The 20914-nt window shown below is 45.0% G+C and carries 20 protein-coding genes and 1 other RNA gene; 9 read left to right on the top strand and 12 right to left on the bottom strand.

The genetic code is table 11. The features are described from left to right. Positions 1 to 5 precede the first annotated feature (5 nt). A complete protein-coding gene (locus MKY23_RS10035; RefSeq protein ID WP_090924760.1) occupies positions 6 to 1283 on the bottom strand; it encodes a DNA polymerase IV in 1278 nt (425 codons plus the stop codon). Between the two features lie 476 nt (positions 1284 to 1759). Here MKY23_RS10035 and cimA point away from each other — a divergent pair, with 476 nt between their 5' ends. Continuing rightward, positions 1760 to 3379: a citramalate synthase gene (cimA, locus tag MKY23_RS10030; protein ID WP_339837636.1), complete on the top strand. Its 1620-nt coding sequence runs from the start codon at positions 1760 to 1762 to the stop codon at positions 3377 to 3379. A 129-nt stretch (positions 3380 to 3508) separates the two neighbouring features. Here the strand turns inward: cimA and MKY23_RS10025 are convergent, their stop codons facing one another. After that, positions 3509 to 4060 (bottom strand): TlpA disulfide reductase family protein, encoded by a 552-nt coding sequence (locus MKY23_RS10025; protein WP_090924739.1) that lies wholly within the window; start codon positions 4058 to 4060, stop codon positions 3509 to 3511. A 167-nt stretch (positions 4061 to 4227) separates the two neighbouring features. Here MKY23_RS10025 and MKY23_RS10020 point away from each other — a divergent pair, with 167 nt between their 5' ends. Continuing rightward, on the top strand, positions 4228 to 4734 hold the full coding sequence (locus tag MKY23_RS10020; RefSeq protein WP_339837632.1) for a Mov34/MPN/PAD-1 family protein: 507 nt from the start codon (positions 4228 to 4230) through the stop codon (positions 4732 to 4734). On the opposite strand, the gene MKY23_RS10015 is transcribed toward MKY23_RS10020, so the two are convergent. From MKY23_RS10015 to MKY23_RS10005, 3 genes are read right to left on the bottom strand one after another with little or no spacing between them, the layout of a single operon-like run. Continuing rightward, positions 4720 to 5457: an exonuclease domain-containing protein gene (locus MKY23_RS10015; protein WP_154960065.1), complete on the bottom strand. Its 738-nt coding sequence runs from the start codon at positions 5455 to 5457 to the stop codon at positions 4720 to 4722. The genes MKY23_RS10020 and MKY23_RS10015 overlap by 15 nt on opposite strands. Further along, a complete protein-coding gene (locus MKY23_RS10010; protein ID WP_339837629.1) occupies positions 5454 to 6542 on the bottom strand; it encodes a DUF294 nucleotidyltransferase-like domain-containing protein in 1089 nt (362 codons plus the stop codon). Before MKY23_RS10010 ends, MKY23_RS10015 begins: the two co-directional genes overlap by 4 nt. A gap of 38 nt (positions 6543 to 6580) precedes the next feature. After that, positions 6581 to 7978, bottom strand: a complete 1398-nt coding sequence (locus tag MKY23_RS10005) for an ammonium transporter (RefSeq protein ID WP_154886570.1) — start codon at positions 7976 to 7978, stop codon at positions 6581 to 6583. 350 nt (positions 7979 to 8328) lie between these two features. Between MKY23_RS10005 and MKY23_RS10000 the strand changes: the two genes are divergently transcribed. Further along, positions 8329 to 8757 (top strand): MerR family transcriptional regulator, encoded by a 429-nt coding sequence (locus MKY23_RS10000; RefSeq protein WP_090924759.1) that lies wholly within the window; start codon positions 8329 to 8331, stop codon positions 8755 to 8757. 26 nt (positions 8758 to 8783) lie between these two features. Continuing rightward, entirely contained in the window at positions 8784 to 9464 is a 681-nt protein-coding gene (locus MKY23_RS09995; protein WP_090924734.1) for a zinc metallopeptidase, read from the top strand. Positions 9465 to 9517: 53 nt separating this feature from the next. On the opposite strand, the gene MKY23_RS09990 is transcribed toward MKY23_RS09995, so the two are convergent. Together MKY23_RS09990 and MKY23_RS09985 are read right to left on the bottom strand one after the other, a co-directional pair. Continuing rightward, positions 9518 to 10429, bottom strand: a complete 912-nt coding sequence (locus MKY23_RS09990) for a LysR family transcriptional regulator (protein WP_090924733.1) — start codon at positions 10427 to 10429, stop codon at positions 9518 to 9520. 72 nt (positions 10430 to 10501) lie between these two features. Then, the gene (locus tag MKY23_RS09985; protein WP_090924732.1) at positions 10502 to 11128 is read right to left on the bottom strand and encodes a rhomboid family intramembrane serine protease; all 627 of its coding nucleotides are present in this window, start codon (positions 11126 to 11128) and stop codon (positions 10502 to 10504) included. 148 nt (positions 11129 to 11276) lie between these two features. On the opposite strand from MKY23_RS09985, the gene tpx reads away from it, so the two are divergent. After that, positions 11277 to 11795: a thiol peroxidase gene (tpx, locus tag MKY23_RS09980; RefSeq protein WP_253495664.1), complete on the top strand. Its 519-nt coding sequence runs from the start codon at positions 11277 to 11279 to the stop codon at positions 11793 to 11795. 75 nt (positions 11796 to 11870) lie between these two features. Here tpx and MKY23_RS09975 read toward each other — a convergent pair whose 3' ends face one another. The 4 genes from MKY23_RS09975 to MKY23_RS09960 all read right to left on the bottom strand — a co-directional run bounded on the left by MKY23_RS09975 (position 11871) and on the right by MKY23_RS09960 (position 15321). Then, complete coding sequence (locus MKY23_RS09975; protein ID WP_090924730.1) at positions 11871 to 12263, bottom strand: DUF1499 domain-containing protein; 393 nt, start codon at positions 12261 to 12263, stop codon at positions 11871 to 11873. 214 nt (positions 12264 to 12477) lie between these two features. Beyond that, positions 12478 to 12668: non-coding RNA, 6S RNA (ssrS, locus tag MKY23_RS09970), on the bottom strand. 51 nt (positions 12669 to 12719) lie between these two features. After that, positions 12720 to 13538, bottom strand: coding sequence for a DUF624 domain-containing protein (locus MKY23_RS09965; protein ID WP_154960063.1), 819 nt, complete (start codon positions 13536 to 13538; stop codon positions 12720 to 12722). Positions 13539 to 13740: 202 nt separating this feature from the next. Next, positions 13741 to 15321, bottom strand: a complete 1581-nt coding sequence (locus MKY23_RS09960) for a DEAD/DEAH box helicase (protein WP_154886576.1) — start codon at positions 15319 to 15321, stop codon at positions 13741 to 13743. A gap of 304 nt (positions 15322 to 15625) precedes the next feature. On the opposite strand from MKY23_RS09960, the gene MKY23_RS09955 reads away from it, so the two are divergent. The 4 genes from MKY23_RS09955 (at position 15626) to MKY23_RS09940 (ending at position 19787) form a co-directional block, all read left to right on the top strand. After that, the gene (locus tag MKY23_RS09955) at positions 15626 to 16447 is read left to right on the top strand and encodes a YitT family protein (protein ID WP_090924727.1); all 822 of its coding nucleotides are present in this window, start codon (positions 15626 to 15628) and stop codon (positions 16445 to 16447) included. A gap of 167 nt (positions 16448 to 16614) precedes the next feature. Next, complete coding sequence (locus tag MKY23_RS09950) at positions 16615 to 16809, top strand: hypothetical protein (RefSeq protein WP_090924726.1); 195 nt, start codon at positions 16615 to 16617, stop codon at positions 16807 to 16809. A 162-nt stretch (positions 16810 to 16971) separates the two neighbouring features. Continuing rightward, positions 16972 to 18162 (top strand): putative glycoside hydrolase, encoded by a 1191-nt coding sequence (locus tag MKY23_RS09945; protein WP_221786524.1) that lies wholly within the window; start codon positions 16972 to 16974, stop codon positions 18160 to 18162. A 275-nt stretch (positions 18163 to 18437) separates the two neighbouring features. Next, positions 18438 to 19787 (top strand): MATE family efflux transporter, encoded by a 1350-nt coding sequence (locus MKY23_RS09940; protein WP_336122306.1) that lies wholly within the window; start codon positions 18438 to 18440, stop codon positions 19785 to 19787. A 126-nt stretch (positions 19788 to 19913) separates the two neighbouring features. Here MKY23_RS09940 and pfkA read toward each other — a convergent pair whose 3' ends face one another. Beyond that, on the bottom strand, positions 19914 to 20885 hold the full coding sequence (gene pfkA / locus MKY23_RS09935; RefSeq protein WP_123064288.1) for a 6-phosphofructokinase: 972 nt from the start codon (positions 20883 to 20885) through the stop codon (positions 19914 to 19916). Positions 20886 to 20914 lie beyond the last annotated feature (29 nt).

The raw sequence follows: 20914 nt of genomic DNA, 5'->3' as shown, positions 1-20914 counted from the left end.
CCTGTTTAGTCGAAACTTTGCAAGTTATCTTTTTGCAGTGACGTCCCCCTTACTTTGTGGTTACGAAGCAATACGGAAGGGTCATCCCCCAGCATACCTGCAGTCACTACCGCATTCTCACCGAATTTATCCCGGAGCTGATCCATAATTCGAATTAAACTTTCCTTTTTCGGCTTTTGTTCATATTCAAACAAATCCATCTGCACAGCTGACTCTTCTCGCGGAATCAATGTCTGCAACGTGATGCCAAGCATTCGTACAGGTTTTCCATTTCCCCAGTGTTTTGCAAAAAGCTTACAGGCCTCACGATAGATGACTGCCGCGTCCTCTGTAGGTATATCCATCATGCGGGACCTCGTGATCGTTTTCATATCAGGTGTACGAATCGTGATCTGTATGCCTTGACTGAGCATTTCGTGTTTGCGTAATCTTCGGGCTACCTGATCACTGATGTTGAGAAAGACGCGGTGGATATCCCCCATTTCAGAGACATCGGCTGGCAGTGTTGTTGTATGCCCAATCGATTTATTCGCTTCCCGCTCCGCAACGACAGGCGAGTGATGAATGCCATTAGCCGAATTTTTGAGCCAAGTTCCATTTACACCAAACAGGTCTATCAGCATTTTTTCGTCCGACTTAGCCAGTTGGCCAATCGTATCAATGCCCAGCTTTTTAAGTTTCTCGGCCGTCTTTTTCCCGATACCAAACATCTCGTTACATGGTCTATGCCATAAAATGCGCGGCACGTCCCTCATTCGCAAAATCGATATGCCGTTCGGTTTTTTCAGATCCGAAGCCATTTTGGCAAGCAGCTTGTTCGGCGCAATCCCAATGGAACAGGGCAGGCCAAGTTCCTCCATGATTCTCTGCTGAATCTGTTCAGCGATTTCAATAGGTGTACCGAATTGTTTCGAACCCGTAATATCCAGATAACACTCATCAATTGAGGTTGCTTCCAGCAAAGGCGTATAACTATACGCAATCTGCATAAACGCTCTGGAGTATTGACGATACAGGTGGAAATCCGGTCGAATGACAATCAGATCAGGACATTTTTTCATCGCCTGTTGCACAACCATGCCGGTTGAAATCCCTCTGCTTCGGGCTGTATAAGAACAAGTGACAATAACACCCTTACGCAACTCGCTGCTACCCGCAACAGCAGTCGCTTTTCCTCTATATAACTCCGGCTCTTCTGCTTCATGTACTGAGCAATAAAAGGCGTTCATGTCGACATGCAGAATCACTCTGCCAGCCGCTGGATAATACTCGCTTACATTCATTGGAGGATTGTTGTCTGAAGACTTCACGCCCCCCACCCTTTCTCTCCTCCCGGCCGGGAGTTCGCTTTATTTTCATCCAGGTCTATTTTTGTTTCTTGAACACGGCCCTCACAACCAGACCAATCACAATCAAAAGTACTACTGTAACAACTACATTCTCCCATAGTATGGTCACTATTACTCCCTACCTTTCGTTGTTAAAATTATAACATAGGTCGCCTTTTGATACCCCGGACCCTTTTTCACAATTAAATCAAAATTGTTTACGTCAACCTGCGAATTCTATGTAGCATTTGGCTATAATGATGCTATAATAATTAATTATACAAATTCACGAGTTTGGGACAAATCCATCTAACCAGTTTAACACAGTGTAGCGTTGCTACATCGAAGGATTTATCCATTAACGTTCTTACCTTTTTTCAACCATACCATCAAAACTTATAAAAAAGCGCTTTACCTTAAGGAGGATCTTCATGTCAAAGGCCATTTCCATCTTCGATACAACATTACGCGACGGCACACAAGGAGAGGGTGTCAGCTTATCAGCAGATGACAAACTCAAAATTGCCAAAAAGCTGGATGACCTGGGTGCTCACTATATTGAAGGCGGAATTCCCGGTAGCAATACCAAAGACATTGAGTTTTTCAAAAGAGTCAAGGAATTGAAGCTGAACGCCAAAGTTGTTGCATTTGGAAGCACTCGCCGCAAAGGTAGCATCGCCAGCGAAGACGCAAATCTGAAACGTATGATTGAATCCGGGGCACAGGCCGCAACCCTGGTCGGAAAATCATGGGACTTCCATGTGCATACCGCCTTGCAGACTACGCTTGAAGAAAATCTGTCCATGATCTATGATTCCATCGCGTATTTGAAACAAAATGGCATGGAAGTGATCTTTGATGCCGAGCATTTCTTTGATGGATTTAAAAACAATCCAGAATATGCACAAGCTGTCATGACCAAAGCCCACGAAGCCGGGGCGGACTGGCTCGTCATGTGTGATACTAATGGAGGAACGATGCCTCACGAAGTTCACGAGATCGTATCCACCCTGCATCGGATGTTGCCGCAAGCACATCTTGGTATCCACACCCATAATGATTGTGAGCTAGCGGTTGCAAACACGCTTAGTGCTGTACAAGCAGGAGCCCGACAGGTTCAAGGCACAATGAACGGTTATGGAGAGCGCTGCGGTAACGCTAACCTCGCTTCCATTATCCCGAACTTGCAGCTCAAACTGGGTTACGAATGTGTCTCTGACGATTCCATGAAACAACTCACGAATGTTGCTCGTTATATCAGTGAGATTGCGAATGTGAATATGCCAATCAACCAGCCTTATGTGGGTAATGCCGCATTTGCTCATAAAGGTGGGATCCATGTATCTGCCATCTTGCGGGATTCCCGGACTTATGAGCATATCGTGCCTGAACTTGTCGGCAACAAGCAACGTGTGCTTGTCTCCGAACTGGCTGGACAGAGCAACATTGTGTCCAAAGCACAAGAAATGGGATTGGAATTTGATCCAAGCAGCCCGAACTCCCGTCAAATCATTGAAAAAATCAAAGATCTGGAGCATCAAGGTTATCAATTCGAAGGCGCCGATGCATCGCTGGAATTGTTGATTCGTGAAGCGAACGGAGATATGAAAGAACTTTTCACCTTTGAATCATTCAAAATGCTTGTGGAGAAAACGGCAGGCAAATCCGTGGTATCCGAAGCTTTTGTCAAACTGAATGTTGCCGGAACAAGTTTGTATACCGCAGCAGAAGGAAATGGCCCGGTCAATGCACTGGATAATGCACTTCGGAAAGCTCTTGTGCAGTACTTCCCTTCTCTTGCTCATATGCACCTGTCGGACTACAAAGTTCGTGTACTGGATGAAAAGGATGCTACCGCCGCAAAGGTTCGTGTATTGATCGAATCCAAAAATACCGAGAATACTTGGAACACGGTCGGTGTATCCGAGAACGTCATTGAAGCCAGCTGGGAAGCGCTCGTACACAGCTTCCGGTATGCTCTACTCCAGGAAAATATCTTGGATGAGCCGGAATCCTTTTCGATGCCAACCCCAGGTCTGATCAATCACTAGAAGTCTAAATCAAACACTACACATGATCCTGCTTCTTATTTCCCGGAAAATAAACAAAGCTTCTGTCACCATTAACGATGGTGGCGGAAGCTTTTTCAATGCAAAACGATAAGCAAAAAATCTTTTCTTTTAGTTTGCGATCAGCTTTTTAATTTTTTTCTCCAGTTCTTTTTCCGGCAGGATGCCAAGAACGATCTCTTGGATTACTCCCCGGGAGTCAATAAGAACGTTCGTTGGAAATGCAACGCCATTATACTGAGCATAGACGGTTCCCTTTTCATCAAGCGGAATCGGGAATGTCAACTTGTACTCGTCCACAAACGCTTTGGCATCCTTCAATTTATCGTATGAAGTAACATTTACACCGTAAAGATCCAGCTTATCTTGGTATTTTTCAGCCAGATGGTTCAGTTCAGGTGCTTCTTGTTTACAAGGGTCACACCATGACGCCCAGAAACTGACAAAGGTTGCTTTCTCTTTCGCTCCGCCTACGCTATACGTCTTGCCATCGAGTCCAGTCAGCGAAAATGGCGGTGCCAGCAACCCTGCCTTCGGCCCCGTCTCCGTTGGCATAGGCTGTTCCTGTTTAAAAACTGCGGCAATACCACTATCCGTATTCTGAGCAAGAGCTATACCAATAAGCAGGACAGCTCCGAGCAGTATGTATATGTTACGTTTCATCACTCGCCACCCTCTTGTTCATTCAATGTGTATCCAATGGAATTACATCAATCCTTTCTCATATTGTACCCTTTTCCCTTAAAATTTTACAATCGGCACCGAACAAAATAAAATAAAAAAGGACTCCTGCATTAAGCAGGAGCCAAAAGAGAGAGGGGTGAATACAAATGGCAGCACTTCACGGGCGGCAAAATACCTTAACCCTTCCTCGCTCGGTGGAACGAGAAATGTCCAGGCACATGCATCTTTCGCTGCCGCAAGAAGCCTGCGGGGTTGTGCTGGGTGAATCCGCAGCGGGCGGCATACGAATCAGTCGGTTTCAGCCCATTCGTAACGTAGCGCCTGACCCGCTGCATCACTTCTCGCTGGATCAATCGGAATGGATTCAATGTTTTTTCTCTGATGTTACGATCGTTGGCATTTTCCACACCCATCCGTGTTCATTGCCGATTCCTTCGCAAGAGGACCTGCAAGCCCTCCCGAACTTCGCGGGAATGATGCACACATATCTGATTGGTGCACCCGATCTTTCGGTTTCAGCTTCAGAGAACTCCAGATCATCTATGCTCCTGAACGCTTATCAAATTATATCGAATGAAGCACGGCCACGTGGTGAGGCTTCGTTTCAACTATACCCCTACAGCTTAATACCATTAACGTTACGCATGACTTAATTGGGTGTAAAGGTCACCCAAGGTCTCTATATTTTTGCGTTGCATATCCTCAAGATAACAAGACCATAACTGCGCCGTCATTTTAGCATCTTCAAGCGCATGGTGCCGTCCATAGATTGGAATGCCTCTAGATTCAAGCAGTTCATCAAGCCCATATCCGGGTCTAGAAGGTTCAAGCCAGCGGGCGAGCATCATCGTATCAATTAAACGATGAGTCAACCTAACTTTGGAGGTTCGCCACAACGCTGCATTGAGAAAAGCCCGGTCATGCGCACTCGCGTGAGCTACCAGTACGTTCCCACCCACAAAGGACATGAAATCATGCAATCCTTGAAGCAGTGTAGGCGCCTTCTCTGTCATCTGTTGCGTAATCCCGGTGAGTTCGGTAATATGCTTCGGCACTGCCGTTTTTGACTGGACCAGCGTATAGAACTGTTCCTCTTCCAACACAACGCCACCTCGAAGACGCACTGCACCAAAGGACAAAATTTCATCTCCATGCTGGGGGGAAAAACCTGTTGTTTCCAGATCAAATACAACAGCATCCAGTTCGCCCAGAGGCGTATGCAACACTTCAGGTCTACGTTGCTCCCTCATCATAGAACGGATAAACGCCATATGTTGCGCCGTAGGGGCTCCCATAATGGAAGCGATGGCGGAAGGAACCCCTCCCTGACGCAGCGAATTCCAAAACCCTGTACTGCCCCTTGCCGGCTCTCTCATGGACGTCTCCTTTCTGCAAAACGCAACTGTCTTTGCAAAGCACGATGCACTCGCTTGACCAATCCCAGTGTCTCCCTCAGTTCATAATGAATTTGCTTCTGCTTCATCTGTTTCTCATCCAGAAAACCACTGCTCTGCTGTAAATCCTCACGTATAACAACCGGCGTGTTTCGACGTAGCTTCAAAGCAGACGTAAATGCACGCTGGCATGTGTCCGTTAACTGAAAAGGAATGGCCTCAAGCGAAGTCAGCCTCTCCATACGTTTTAATGTTGATGATTCCTGGATCCCATGCTGCAAAGCCAAAAATCTTGCACTGTTGACCAGCGGGATATAAACGCCATATTTGACATCAAAGCCGCCCGCATGTTCACCAAATCGCTCTGTAACGACACGACCCAGTATATTTAATGTCGCCTTATGTTTTACCGTATTACGTAATACCGCATCAGAGAGCTCTGGAACCCGGCGAAACTGTTCATAAAAGCTCGTAAGCCAAGCCTCTGCCAAATTAGATTCCCCTGCAATAAAACGCATATCAGAAGCGATGATTAGGTTACGCACCGGTTCCCAGTTTAAGTCGGAACTCCATTCGAATAATTGCTTTTGCCAATCCGCCAGTGTTTTTCGCCAAAGTGATTCCGAGCACATCACCTTGCCCTCGCATTTGGCATAACCCAGCTCTTCCAATAAATCCGCAATACGGTTTCCCAGTTCCTTGAAATACTCTTCTTTAGTTGCATGCGGAGCATCACTGATAATCATGCCATTATCCTGATCACTCCATAATGTCGCTTCTTCCCTGCCGGAGCTTCCAAATACGATAAAGGCATAGGGGACGGGAGGCTGGCCGAAGCCCTCCTCTACCATCCCCTGAATGCATAACTCTAATGCTTTCCGTGCAATGCGGTCATGCAGTTCATTTACCATCTCGTACCATTCGACCAGCGACAAGGAAACGGACATTGATTTCTGGAGTTCTCTCTGCAAAATAACACGTGCCTGGCGCAGTTCATGTGCAGAAGTTGCACCATCGATCCCTCGATAAGACCAGGAAAGGTTTGTTATTGAGATAGGTTCCATCATATCCAGCCTCCTTGAAGCAATTTCAATCTTGATTTACCTCAGGAGCTGAATGTACCACCTGATTTGGATTCTGCATGTTTCATTTGCTCAGGATATCCATATGTCCCGTGTTCACTAAGATCAAGCCCCATTGTCTCTTCTTCTTCCGTGACACGAATACCCATTACAGCTTTCATACCGCCGAGAATAATGAAGGACATCACGAGTACGAAGGCAAATGCGCCAGCAAGACCTAACAATTGAACACCCAGTTGGTGGAATCCACCGCCATAGAACAGACCCGCTTGACCTACGCCTACTTTCTCAGCAAGCTCAGGTGTTGCGAACAAACCGGTGGAGATGGCACCCCACATACCAGCAATACCGTGTACAGAGAACGCATAGATCGGATCATCAATACCTTTGCGATCGAAATATTGAGCCGTGAAGAATGTAATGATACCTGCGATTGCACCAATGACTAGTGCAGCCCAAGGTTCTACGAACGCACAAGCACCAGTAATCGCTACGAGTGCAGCAAGCACCCCGTTCAACATGCTAGGAATATCTGATTTTCCGAGAACTGCCCAGGAGATCAACAGTGCGGCAACACCACCCGCAGCAGCAGCCACGTTTGTAGTGAGTGCCACGTAACCGAAGAATCCTTCACCCATCGCTGACAACGTACTACCTGGGTTGAAACCGAACCAACCGATCCAGAGGATGATGACCCCGAGTACGGAATACACTTGGTTGTGACCTGGAATGATGTTAGGTTTGCCGTCTTTGTTATATTTACCGATACGAGGTTTCAGCAAGATGGTAGCTACCAACGCTGCTGTCGCACCCGTTAAGTGAACTACTGTTGAACCCGCGAAGTCTTGCATACCCAGCTCTGCGAGCCAGCCACCGCCCCATACCCAGTGAGCAACGACCGGATACATAATAATGGTATACAGTGTACCAAACACGATATATACGCTCATCTTTGCACGTTCTGCCATACCACCGCAGGCAATAGCCAGGGAGACAGCAGCAAATGCAAGGTGGAAAACAAATTTAATCGTTAGTGGAACATCAGAGAAAGCGAGTGATTCAAAGGAAGCTGCCATGTTGTCTCCACTCATGAAGAAACCGGTTGTTCCGAAGAATCCGTTACCGTTACCAAACCCGAGGCCAAAACCTAGGCCCCAGAACGCAATAACTGAAATGCCCAATGTCAGGATCGTCTTACCCGCAATGTGTCCTGCATTTTTCATTCGTGTCGAACCCGCTTCGAGGAGTGCAAATCCCCCTTGCATAAAGAATACCAGCACTACAGCCAGAAACGTAAATGCCGAGTTCAGACCGCTTTGAAGCTCAATAGTACTTGGACCCTCCGCAGCAGCGAATGCACTTACCGGAAAAGCCAGTAAAGTAAGCATTGCTAACATTGAAACCAACCATTTCTTTCTCATTTGCCCCACTCCCTCTTGTGTTATGTTTCTTTACATATCGTGAAACTCTTAATGTCATTATAAGCAGAAGTAAGGAAAGTTGACAAGAGTATTTTTATCATTTCCAAAAATATTTTATGGGAATAAAGTCTTACGTCTTTTTCTTGCACTTAAGTACATATCCATACACTTTGAGTACATAGATATAGGAATAAAGCAAGCTATCTTCAAAGCATAACGTTTGACTGTACGGTTCATGATCATGTATCATACTTATTAGAAAGAAAAATTGAGCGTGTACATTGAGGCGCTTGTGGAAACTACATTTCCCTACATTTGAACTTGCAAGCGAGGTGAATATCATTGGGGATATGAAACTTTTTCGAATTGGCGAACTTGCCAAAACGGCTGGTGTAAGCGAACGGACAATTGACTATTACACAAAGCTCGGGTTAATCGCTCCTGAAGAACGAACCCAAAAAAATTATCGTCTTTATAGTCATGAAACCTTAACCAGACTTGAACGTATTGTACAGATGAAACAAGAGAAGTATAGTCTCGAAGAGATTAAACAATCTCTTGAAAAGTGGCGTCTGGTTAGTACTGAAGAACAAGTAGCCAGCAAACTGACAACACTTGAACTTCATGTTCAGCAACTTGAGCGAGAGGTCAATGAACTCAAACCATTGCTTGGAGAGATGAAACCTGTACAAGCACGTAAGATGATGGCAGGACTACTCACCAAAAGCGCGGGTACAATGGAGGCATTAAAAATCTTGCTTGAAAACACCATGATGTAGCTTATTATGAAAGCGGAGGAATGGATATGAGTTTTAATAACGGTATGTTCGTATTGATTATCATCGCCTTTTTGCTCTCGTTATGGGCGCAATTTCGCGTTAAGGGCACCTTTAGACGTTGGTCCGAAGTACCAAACCAGAACGGAATGACCGGTTATGATGCAGCCCGTCATATGCTCGATGCTAACGGCCTGCACGATGTGCCGATTGAACCGGTTCGTGGCTCACTCTCTGACCACTATGATCCGATCAATCGGGTTGTACGTTTGTCAGAACCTGTGTACTACGAAAAGTCCATCTCGGCATTATCCGTTGCATGTCACGAAGTCGGTCATGCCATTCAACACAAGGAAAGTTACCCTATGCTTGCATTGCGTCACCGGATTTTTCCGATTGTGAACTTTGCCTCTGGGCTCGCACCATTCCTGTTGATTGCAGGTTTCCTCTTTAACGCGATGAACCTGGTCGGAATCGGCATTATCTTCTTCTCTGTCACTGTTGCATTTCAGTTGATTACATTACCGGTCGAATTCAATGCCAGCAATCGAGCACGTGAGATAATGGTATCTGAAGGATATATCCGTAATGAAGAAGAAAAAGGCGTAGCCAAAGTATTGAATGCCGCAGCTTTGACTTACGTTGCCGCTGCATTGATCTCTTTACTTGAACTGATTCGTTACATCGGAATCTTTAATAGCCGGGACTAATTGCTGCGAATACTCAATGAACAAGTTAAATAAATAAAAACAATACCCCACCGTTATTCGGATGGGGTATTGTTTTGTTGTAAACCAAAATAATGAAGCAAAAATGAGCGGAAAGACTGAGCAACGAGTGGCAACTTATCATCTGCACGGTGAATCAATCCAATCGTTCGGGTTACTTTCGGCTGAGAGATCGCCACATGAGCAGGTTGCAAGGGATTCGTCTGGAATAAAGCCATTTCTGGCAACAGACTTACTCCCATACCTGCCGCTACCAAACCACGAATCGTATCCGTCTCCTCGCCTTCAAAGGCAATTTTCGGTGTAAATCCAGCTTCCAGGCAGGCATGCCATACAATAGGCCGCAGGGAGTAACCTTTGCTGAACAACACAAACTTCTCATCCTTCAGCTGTTCGAGTGCAATGGTCTCTTCTCCCGCAAGCGGATGATTCGGCGGCAAGATCGCATGCAATTCCTCAGTAAGCACAATATCACCAGCAACCTGATCATGTTTTTCTGGAAATGGTGAAATAAATGCAAGATCCACTTCTGCCGACAATACATCCCGAATCAATGTCGGGTACATCCCTTGCTTGAATCTGAATTTTACATTCGGATACTTCTGACGAAAAGCCGCCACTACAGAAGGTATGAGATGAATTCCTAGACTGTGCGGAAAGCCGATCCGAATTTCCCCGTGCTCCGGGTCAAGAAATTCATGTACTTCACCTACAGCTTTGTCGAGATCCTTCAAAATACCTTCAACCCGTTTGCAAAAAAGCTGTCCTACCGCAGTTAACTGCAAATTCCGTCCTTTTTGCATAAAAAGATCCACACCAAGCTCCTCTTCAAGCTGATGAATCTGCCTGCTGACCGCTGACTGTGCCACGTGCAACTCTTCCGCCGCCTGTGTAACATGTTCCTTTTGAGCAACTTTCAGAAAATAATGCAACTGTCTTAATTCCACTTGCCTGATCGCTCCAATCTGTTATACCCTACTATATCGTTCACCGCACATTCCATCTCGAGAACGTTCTACCTATTTCCTAAAAATCCGAGGTTTCCATAAACGAATAATCAAACCATAAATAAAGAATCCACCGAGCAAACCACCTAAATGCGCCATCCAATTGATATTAGACACTGCAAAGGAGAAAATAATCCCGAACAACAACAGTGTATACATCGTTTTGCGCGAGGTTTCATCCATAATGTTACGCTGGAACAATGCCACGTAGAGAAATGCCCCGTAGACAGCATAGATCGCACCAGACGCGCCTACCGAAATCGTAATTTTGTCGATCGAATTATACCAGGCAACAGCAAGAATATTACCTACTACTCCTCCCCCAAGATACAAGACACCGTATCTCAACGATCCAAGCAAGCGTTCCATTGGCGGAGCAAATACAATTAACGCAAAACTGTTAAACAAGAGGTGACCGAACCCTGCATGCAAAAACATGGAAGTCACATAACGCCACCAATCCTGGGCAAACAATTCATAATTCGTCAGCGCCCCAAACTTGAGCAATACCATATTGTTGGTGGAACCACCATTAAACGTTAACACGATAAACATAACAACATTCGCAATTAAAAGAATCGACGTCAAAGGGAAATACTTCAAGTAATCTTTCCAATTTTCATAACGGATAAATATCATAGATTTTTACTTTCACTCCACCCTGTTAAAATCAGACCTTCTCTTGAATCCATCACAATGATACACGTCCAGATTGGACAATGTCTTTCATAAAAGATTATAATGGATTTTGGCACGGATCACCAATTTATAAGGAGGAACATTATTTATGACACAAGAACGTAAAGGCGCAGCCACATTTAAAGGCAACCCTATCACATTGATCGGACCTGAATTGAAAGTGGGCGATCAAGCACCTGACTTCACTGTGAGCAAAAACTTGATTGAAGATGCATCTCTGAAAGACTTCGCAGGCAAGATTAAATTAATCAGCGTTGTTCCTTCTCTGGATACTGGCGTATGTGATGCTCAGACTCGCCGCTTCAATGTTGAGGCAGCTGAACTCGGCGAGAACGTTGTTGTTCTGACCGTCAGCGTAGACCTTCCATTCGCACAGGAGCGTTGGTGCGGTGCGGCCGGTGTTGACCGCGTGGTTACCCTTTCCGACTACAAAACACGCTCTTTCGGCCAAAACTATGGCGTTCTGATCAAAGAATTCCAACTGGATATGCGCTCTATTTTTGTCTTGGATGCCGAAGACAAAATTACATATGTGGAGTACTTGCCTGAAATGACAGACTCCCCTAACTTCGAGCAAGCCATTGCTGCAGTAAAAGCTTTGCTGTAAAACAACTTTCGTAATTGCAGAATAAAAGCGAGGAAGGTCATCCTTCTCTCGCTTTTTATTATTTCATCATTTATTTCACTCATTCGCCTTATACTTGCTGAGCTTTTTATCAAGTACGGAGAACAAGTGCATAATCGTACGATAGTTGGAACCGAGATCTCCCAATGAACCGCGGGAAGCAGAGTACATATCCACTGCACTTCGTACAGGACTCACCGAAATAATGGAAACCGTAATATCCATTGTACGCCCAAACGTCGTGCGTTTTTCCAGTATAATCTCGCCTACAGAGTGCACCTCATGCAGTACTTTATAACCCGGAATTTTTTTTAGTGTCGAAGATACTTCTTCCCAGGCTTTTTCTTTGGATAAATTGTAATAGCGTGTTTTTAATTTGGGATCCTTGGCTCGATCGCTGGTCCCCTCCATACTTCGGATGATACCGACGAGCGTTCTCTTTAAGGTCAAGACCCTTCCTCCTTTGAGTGTAACCGTTCCATTATGTATTCTAGTGTAACATTGTTCAAGTAGTAACAAAAGGGTAAGCATCATATTTAACAAAAATACTAGTATCAACAATAATCCGAATTAAATCATTCATCAGATCCACCCAAAAATCAACATAAAAACACCCCGGCTTCCTCGTAAAAAGGAAAAGTCAGGGTGCTGTACATGGTGAAATTAGAAACCCGCCTATGCCGTCCGGCTACATTGTCTTATGAACCTGCTTGGCAGGTGGGTGACTGCAAAAATGCATTTGAAGTCCCCATGTCGTATAGACAGGGCTTTTCAGCAACACTTTGTATTAATCTCCCGAAGACATCATCATTGGTTCAAAACAACGAATAACCGAAACGTACATCGCAGGATGTACACCTATTATATCCCTAACTGTGTAAAAAGTAAATGCCATACAGACATGTTTTATTTTTGCTGTGTAAACTCTTTATTTTCAGCAGATTCAGAACTCTGTGCTTCATCCTGTTCTCCTGATTTTTCAGCCAAAGCAGCTGCCTCTTCTTCCTCTTTTTGCAATTGAATCTTTTGCATCTGCTCCTGCATTTTGTTGTAGGTTGCATAGAAGTTAAAGAACGCAAACCAAGCCACGATGCTCATGATGAAAAAGATAAACAGCACCGGATAACGCAATCCGAAATAGAACAACAACCCGCTTCCCAGTAATGTGGAGAACACACGGAAAGGTCGAATCAGCGTTAACAGGACTGCATTTTTAATAATAAGGCCGATCGACATATGGTAATGTACAACCATAGAAAAGAAGTTAAACAGTGATACAAACAATAGCAGCAACAACACGAGCATAATTATGCCAACCAGTTGCATATTACGGAACTGGGTCATATAAACCGTATAGTCCAGATACATGATTGCGAACAGCAGTGTGTAAAAAATGCCACCAATTAAACTTTGTTTGTAGTTTTCCTTGTAACCTGTAAAGAATGTACGGAAGATCGGCACATCCGTATCTCCCATATTCCATTTACGAACAACCGTGAACAAAGCCGAGGTCGCCGGAAACAGTGTAAGCGGTGCCACAATGGCTATAGCCCAGTTCATTTGTAATGATTCGTTCGCGAGATTCTGTTGCATGACGAGCAGCTTCATAATCATGAAAAACAAGAAAGGTGAAGAACAGATCGCCCACAAGAGATTGCTTGCGGCCAGTCTTGTGATCCATTCTGTCAGCCGGTAAAGCCCGCCCATAGCTCCTTTAAATTCCAAACATTTCTCCTCCTCCGCACCTTGCGTCTAACCTGAATTCTAATATTAATATACCTTATTATATATAGGAAAAGCCAGCACTTCCCGAAAGTAGATCACTTTAGGCAAGACTGATCGTTCTAATAAATGGAAAGTTTATGAACTTTTACAAAGTAAAAAAAGATGGAGCAGCTTCCTGCCCCATCCTCATTAAATGTTACACTTATTCGAAAGAGTTATCTCTAGCCGGACGACGTCCTTCGTTATTGCTTGGACGCGGTTTGCGATCACGGTTGTAGCCGCCTTCTCTGCTTCCACTTCCACCACTGCTGTTGCGGTCACGGTTGTAACCGCCACGTCCACCACCACTGCTGTTGCGATCACGGTTATAACCACCACCGCCACCACTGCTACGGTTACCGCTGTAACCTGATGGTTTGCGTCCGCCAGAACGAACATCTGGTCTACGACGTTTAGCACGGATTGGATCTTCAGGAGTCAGATCAACCTGAGCATCTTTTTTGTCGCCTGTCAGGAGTTTCAAAGCTGCGGACAACAATTGTACAGAATCATATTGCTCCAGCATTTGAATGGCAATACCTTTGTATTCGTTCAGCTCACCGGATTGTACAATCTCCAGGAGACGTTCAGCCGTTACGCGTTGTTTTCCTTCAACCGCTTCTGCCATCGTAGGCAACGGTTTACGCGGAATACGGTGACGTGTTACACGCTCGATGAAGTGCAAGTGATCAATCTCACGCGGAGTTACGAAAGACCATGCCGCACCTTCTTTACCCGCACGACCTGTTCGGCCAATACGGTGAACATAACTTTCCGGATCTTGCGGAAGGTCAAAGTTCACAACGTGTGTTACGCCAGATACGTCGAGACCACGCGCCGCCACGTCTGTTGCAACGAGTACATCAATGCTGCCATCACGGAACTTACGCATTACCGTATCACGTTGGTTTTGAGACAGGTCACCATGCAAACCATCAGCGGAATATCCACGTTTTTGCAAAGCTTCAGCCAATTCGTCAACACGACGCTTGGTACGTCCGAACACGATTGCCAGTTCTGGGGATTCCATATCCAGCAAACGGCTAAGAGCTTCGAATTTTTGGCGCTCAGGTACTTCAATATAAGCCTGATCAATCAACGGAGCGCTGACTTGTTTAGGAATAACAGAAACGTGTTCTGGATTAGTCAAGAATTGTTGAGCCAATTTTTGAATGTTAGGAGGCATTGTTGCAGAGAACAGCATCGTTTGACGGTCGTCTGGAACTTGTTTCAGGATCGATTGAATATCCTCCATGAAACCCATGTCGAGCATTTCATCTGCTTCGTCCAATACAACAGTTTGTACATCATCAAGTTTGATTGTTTTGCGGTTGATGTGGTCAAGGAGACGTCCTGGTGTACCGATGATAATCTGTGGTTTTCTTTTCAATGCACGAATCTGGCGTACGATATCTTGTCCGCCGTAGATTGGCAGGGAGCGTAGACCTTTGAAGCGAGTAAGTTTTTCGATCTCTTCAGCGACTTGGATCGCAAGTTCACGTGTAGGTGCCATAATGAGGGCGCGGATTTTATCATCCGTTTTGGAGATTTTGCTGATCAACGGAATACCGAATGCAGCGGTTTTACCTGTACCTGTTTGAGCTTGACCGATCAAATCTCTACCTTCAAGTGCAAAAGGAATCGATTTGGATTGAATCGGTGTTGCTTCTTCAAACCCGAGCTCAGTGATGGCTTGCAGCACCAGTGGTTCAAGATTGAAATCTGTGAAATTTAAATTTGTCAAAATTATTCATACTCCTTTTATATGGTGGACATGGTGGACAATCCACTTTGTTGTCTGTATTCTTAAGTAGCGTTAATATTTATAGGGTATCCCAACGGGACGAATTATTTTCATGAACGAACATAATTCCATGAATGGGTCCCCAAGATAAGACTAAAACTACAATCATGTGTTTGAAACATTTCAAATTTTAGCTTTCGATTTGGGAAAAGTTTCCTACTCAAGAATATCCACAAATCATTATATCATAAAACTATTCAAGATTACCAGCAATCTGGTTTTAAATAAAAATGAGGTGATTAAATTGCCCAAAATAATTTGGCACTCTTTGGTGATCATTTTGGGTGCTGCAGCTATTGCTTGCGGCTTTAACTGGTTTTTGGTGCCCCACCAGCTTCTGAGCGGTGGAGTATCCGGTATTTCCATGCTTTTAGGTTATTTTACCAATTTGAATCTTAGTATAATGTATTTTGTTCTTAACATCCCTCTGCTCATTGCAGGTTGGTTTATTCTTGGACGACGTTTCATTATATTGAGCATTGTGTCGGTAGCAGCCACTTCCTGGTTTATTGGTCTGCTGCCTGTTTCTGCTGTAGCGACCGATCCAATTCTAAGCTGTGTGTTTGGCGGCGTGCTGGTTGGAATAGGTACCGGTGTTTCCTTTAGAGTGGGCGGCTCTACTGGAGGCTTGGATATTGTCGGTTCCATTTTCACCAGAAATCGTGATTTCCCGATTGGCACCGTCATGGCGGGTATGAATGGAGCGATCATTTTACTAGCTGGTTATCTGAATAATAACTGGAATACCGCTCTTGCCTCCATGGTCTCGATCTACGTTACAGGTAAAGTGCTGGATCTCATTCATATCAGTCACGTCAAGGTTACGCTCTACATCATCACCAATGAAACCGAAGCGATGCTGAAAAAACTTCTGACTCGTCCACGCGGCGTCACAAAAATTAAAACCCAAGGGGCATACACTGACATTGAAAAGGATATGTTAATGACTGTGACTACCCGTTACGAACTGGTTGAGATCAAACGCATTATCAAAGAGACCGATCCAAAAGCATTTGTTAACATCGTGGAAACCGTAGGCGTGATGGGCTCATTCCGCCGCAGTTAGTTATCTGCCCGTTAACAATTCGCAAGTTTGTGGTATAATAATGGTGCACCGCTCTTAAATATGTTGTAAGCAGGTTCTAACCTTTACTTTTCACAAAGCCATATGCTTTCCCGATTCGCGCCGAATGACTTACCATTTTGGAATTCGAGTAGGAAAGGGTGATTATTGTGGATACGGAAACGGTAAAACTGTTTGAAATTGTCAACAAATGGTGCCCGGAAATGCTCCCTTTCTTAAAACCGAATGAACTCGACTCTTTGATTGTTCTCCGGGATGGGCTGGGCATCCTGGAACAGGGAGATGCAATGGAAATCATTCAGTACAGTATTTGTGAGCATCAGAATGATGTGTATATTCAATAATATTTTTCAGATCGATTACGCCGCTTCTTGACGAGGTATTCCTCAGTCAGGGAGCGGTTTTCATTTTTTCCACATGTTTCATAAAAGGATTAATATGGTTAAAAGCACGGAGGCTTTGTTGTATAATCAAGTATGTAATGTACATAAAGGGAGTGAAAAAGTATGAACATACTGTGGGCTTTGTTCGCAATGGCCTTGGGAGGTTTCGGAGGAACGTCGGTAGCTCCGGATCTGGGTCATAGCAATAATAGTCAATTACCCTCGTTAAGCAACAGTTTTAACACAGCCATTATTCAATCACAAAAAGAACAAGTCGTCATTGATGCTGACAATCCCCCTGCCAAGGTCGATCCGCAACCTGATGCTCCTGTTGTTAAAGGCATATATGTCACAGCGTACAGTGCTGGTGGCGCAAGAATGGCACAACTGCTCGAACTGACCGATCAGACAGAACTAAATGCTATGGTTATTGATATCAAGGATGATCTCGGGTATATCACATATCCGTCCAAAAACAAAGCCGTGAAAACTATGGGCGAAGCAAAATCTTTTATTCGAGATATCAATGCCTTGATGAAACGATTAGAGAAACACAAGGTGTATCCTATCGCACGAGTTGTTGTATTCAAGGACACCATTCTAGCGAAGAAGAACCCCGAACTATCCTTTCGTAATAAGGACGGCTCTGTATGGGCCAACGGTAAAGGAGACAGTTTCGTGAATCCTTACAGCAAAGAGGTATGGGATTATAATATTGAAATTGCCAAAGAAGCGGCGAAGCTCGGTTTCAAGGAAATTCAGTTTGACTACGTTCGCTTTCCCGAGGGATTTGAAACACGCGCAGATACACTAAAGTACACACAGACCGATCAATCACGCGTTGACGTTGTCGCCGAATTTGTGCAATACGCACGTAAAGAGCTCGCACCTCTTGGTGTCCGAGTTTCGGTAGATATTTTTGGATATGCAGCCTCTGTGCCGGCAGCCGAAGGTATTGGTCAGGATTTTGTGAAAATTTCAGAAAACGTGGATGTCATCTCACCTATGGTCTATCCAAGTCATTATTCCACCGGCTGGTATGGTGTGAAAGACCCTGACAAAGACCCTTACACAACGATTAAAGGTTCTATGAAGGATACACATAAGAAGCTCGACCCTACCAAAGAACTCAAACCAATCATTCGGCCATGGATTCAAGACTTTACCGCAAGCTGGCTGGGTAGCGGACATTATATCAAATACGGTAAAAAACAGGTCGAAGATCAGATTAAAGCGATGAAAGAAATGAATGTGGATGAATATTTGCTATGGAATGCATCCAATCGCTATACTCCTGGCGTACAGTACAAATAACTTAATTTGAACTTAGAAAAAATTTATCTGTTCGAACTCATCTAACTCCAGATTTGGTCACGAACTCCGTAATCTCGTGCCTCGTCCCGTTTATAGCGGGAGCGAGGTTTTTTTATATTTTACATCCTGAATATTTGTTAAGGTACTCCGTTCCTGCTTCAATCCCCTTTCTCCTGTTACACTATTCAAATTCGTAAAAATCCTCTACAATTAATAGCTGTCTGATATGACATCAGCATGATAACTATATAGATCGCGAGGCACCTTAAGTGAATATGAACACATCGAGCTTTCCACAAAAGATCAAACAGTTCCTGATTATATTTTTGCCCATCTTCACCACTCAAATTGCGCTTTCGGCCATGTCGTTCTTTGATACGAATATGTCCGGTAAATTTTCGCCAGCTGATCTCGCAGGAGTCGCTATAGGTACAAGCCTATGGATGCCCGTGCAGACCGGACTTAGCGGGATTTTAATGGGAATAACCCCTGTTGTCTCTCACCTGCTCGGCTCCAGGCAACATGATCAGATTGGACGGAGCGTCATTCAGGCGCTCTACCTGGGCATTGCTGTAGGTCTTATTGTGCTAGCAGCAGGCGCTTTATTGTTGAGTCCCATTTTAAACGCGATGCCCCTCGAGCCGCATGTTGCAAATGTAGCATTTTATTTTCTGTGTGCGCTAGCTTTTGGCATTATGCCCCTATTCGGATATACAGTACTTCGCAGTTTTATGGATGCACTTGGACAGACACGTGTTACCATGCTCATCACACTCGTCTCGCTCCCCGTCAATATTTTGCTCAACTATCTGCTCATTTTTGGGCGGTGGGGTTTCCCTCAATTAGGCGGTGTTGGTGCAGGTGTGGCCACAGCATGTACATATTGGCTTATTTTTTTGATTAGCCTGTTTTTCGCCCATCGTATCGAGCCATTCGCCAAGTATTCTATTTTCCGTCAATGGTCACGGATCTCGTTTAGCAAATGGAAGGAACTTCTGGTCATTGGGGTCCCGATTGGATTTGCAACCTTTTTTGAAACGTCTATCTTCGCTGCGGTCACCTTGCTGATGAGCCGATTCGATACGGTCACGATAGCCGCCCATCAGGCAGCACTGAACTTCGCTTCTACACTCTATATGTTACCTGTGAGCATCTGTATGGCACTCACCATTCTGGTTGGCTTTGAAAATGGTGCAGGCCGGCTGAAAGACGCCCGACAGTATAGTCTGCTAGGAATCGGGGGAGCTATTGGCCTTTCCTTGATTACAGCGATCATTTTGCTGGTTTTCGGAGAGCCGATTGCGAGAATTTATTCCAACGAACAGGAAGTAATTACACTAACGCAGCATTTTCTAATCTACGCAATTTTCTTCCAAATTTCCGATGCCATTGCTACGCCGACACAAGGGGCACTGCGCGGATACAAGGATGTGAATCCTGCGTTGATCATTACCTTTGTCGCTTATTGGATTATCGGTCTGCCCGTTGGTTATCTCACAGCAACTTATACTTCGCTTGGCGCATTTGGATATTGGATTGGTCTCATTGCCGGGCTCGTAGTGGGAGCCACAGCGCTGTTGTGGAGACTATTCAGGGTGCAAAAGCAAGCCTCCCTTCGCGCGTAAGCAAACTGCGTTCTCCTCGCACGCTTTTCTTCTTTCTTCACACAGAAGAAAGAGAATACACCGAATACAAAAAGAAGAGCACAGCTCCGAATCATACGGAGTGTGCTCTTTTTTTGTTGAAAGGAATTATTGAGACAAGCGTTGTGCAAGCTCATACGTTTCCATATCAAATGCTTTTTTCGTATTTACGACTTTATCGATGTCCGTAAGAACCAGCTCACCTTTGACAAGTCCACAGCCTTTATCCGTCTCGCCCGCAATCAGACTACGAACAGCGAAGTCACCAAGACGGCTAGCGAGGTTACGGTCAAATGGCGTTGGTGTACCACCGCGCTGGATGTGTCCAAGAACGGTAACACGCGGCTCATATGTCGGGCAGCGTTCCATCAGTTCTTTGGCCACGTCTTCGCCTTTACCTACACCTTCAGCTACGATGATAATACTGTGGCGTTTGCCGTGTGCAAAGTTTGCTTTCATACGTTCAGCCACTTCGTCCATGTCAAAGGGTACTTCCGGCACCAGAATGGTTTCTGCTCCCGAAGCAAGTCCGGCATGGAGCGCAATATCTCCGCAGTGACGGCCCATAACCTCAACGATGGAAGAACGTTCATGCGAAGACATCGTGTCACGCAATTTGTTCACCGCATCAACCACAACACTTACGGATGTATCAAATCCGATCGTGTAATCCGTAAATGATATGTCATTATCAATCGTACCTGGCAAACCCATCGTGTTAATGCCAAGCTTGCTCAATTTGTTTGCACCATGATATGAACCGTCTCCGCCAATAACAATAAGACCATCAATACCGCGTGCGCGCAAAATATCTGCTCCTTTTTGCTGGCCTTCCGCGGTATAGAACTCTTTACAACGTGCAGATTGCAGAACGGTTCCCCCGCGCTGAATAATATCCCCAACACTGCGCAGATCCATCGGGAAAATATCATTGTTCAAAAGCCCTTGGTATCCGCGCTGAATACCGAACACTTCCAATCCGTGAAATAGTCCGCTGCGAACAACCGCACGAACAGCCGCGTTCATCCCCTGTGAATCGCCACCGCTCGTTAGCACTGCGATTTTCTTTACTGCTGTCATGATGTTTCTTCCTCCTCTAGTTTCACTTC

Origin of the sequence: Paenibacillus sp. FSL R7-0272 (assembly GCF_037969905.1) — a bacterium.
In the GTDB taxonomy this organism is placed as follows: Bacteria; Bacillota; Bacilli; order Paenibacillales; family Paenibacillaceae; genus Paenibacillus; species Paenibacillus polysaccharolyticus.
This window is presented reverse-complemented; position numbering and strand designations above follow the sequence as displayed.

What these genes read in the sequence shown, in the direction of transcription:
- MKY23_RS10005 (WP_154886570.1), bottom strand. Translation starts at nt 7,978, where the DNA reads ATGAGAAAGAAATGGTTGGTTTCAATGTTAGCAATGCTTACTTTACTG.
- MKY23_RS10015 (WP_154960065.1), bottom strand. Translation starts at nt 5,457, where the DNA reads ATGAGAGAGCCGGCAAGGGGCAGTACAGGGTTTTGGAATTCGCTGCGT.
- MKY23_RS10000 (WP_090924759.1), top strand. Translation starts at nt 8,329, where the DNA reads ATGAAACTTTTTCGAATTGGCGAACTTGCCAAAACGGCTGGTGTAAGC.
- MKY23_RS09985 (WP_090924732.1), bottom strand. Translation starts at nt 11,128, where the DNA reads ATGATATTTATCCGTTATGAAAATTGGAAAGATTACTTGAAGTATTTC.
- MKY23_RS09940 (WP_336122306.1), top strand. Translation starts at nt 18,438, where the DNA reads ATGAACACATCGAGCTTTCCACAAAAGATCAAACAGTTCCTGATTATA.
- MKY23_RS10020 (WP_339837632.1), top strand. Translation starts at nt 4,228, where the DNA reads ATGGCAGCACTTCACGGGCGGCAAAATACCTTAACCCTTCCTCGCTCG.
- cimA (WP_339837636.1), top strand. Translation starts at nt 1,760, where the DNA reads ATGTCAAAGGCCATTTCCATCTTCGATACAACATTACGCGACGGCACA.
- pfkA (WP_123064288.1), bottom strand. Translation starts at nt 20,885, where the DNA reads ATGACAGCAGTAAAGAAAATCGCAGTGCTAACGAGCGGTGGCGATTCA.
- tpx (WP_253495664.1), top strand. Translation starts at nt 11,277, where the DNA reads ATGACACAAGAACGTAAAGGCGCAGCCACATTTAAAGGCAACCCTATC.
- MKY23_RS09945 (WP_221786524.1), top strand. Translation starts at nt 16,972, where the DNA reads ATGAACATACTGTGGGCTTTGTTCGCAATGGCCTTGGGAGGTTTCGGA.
- MKY23_RS10025 (WP_090924739.1), bottom strand. Translation starts at nt 4,060, where the DNA reads ATGAAACGTAACATATACATACTGCTCGGAGCTGTCCTGCTTATTGGT.
- MKY23_RS10010 (WP_339837629.1), bottom strand. Translation starts at nt 6,542, where the DNA reads ATGATGGAACCTATCTCAATAACAAACCTTTCCTGGTCTTATCGAGGG.
- MKY23_RS10035 (WP_090924760.1), bottom strand. Translation starts at nt 1,283, where the DNA reads ATGAATGTAAGCGAGTATTATCCAGCGGCTGGCAGAGTGATTCTGCAT.
- MKY23_RS09995 (WP_090924734.1), top strand. Translation starts at nt 8,784, where the DNA reads ATGAGTTTTAATAACGGTATGTTCGTATTGATTATCATCGCCTTTTTG.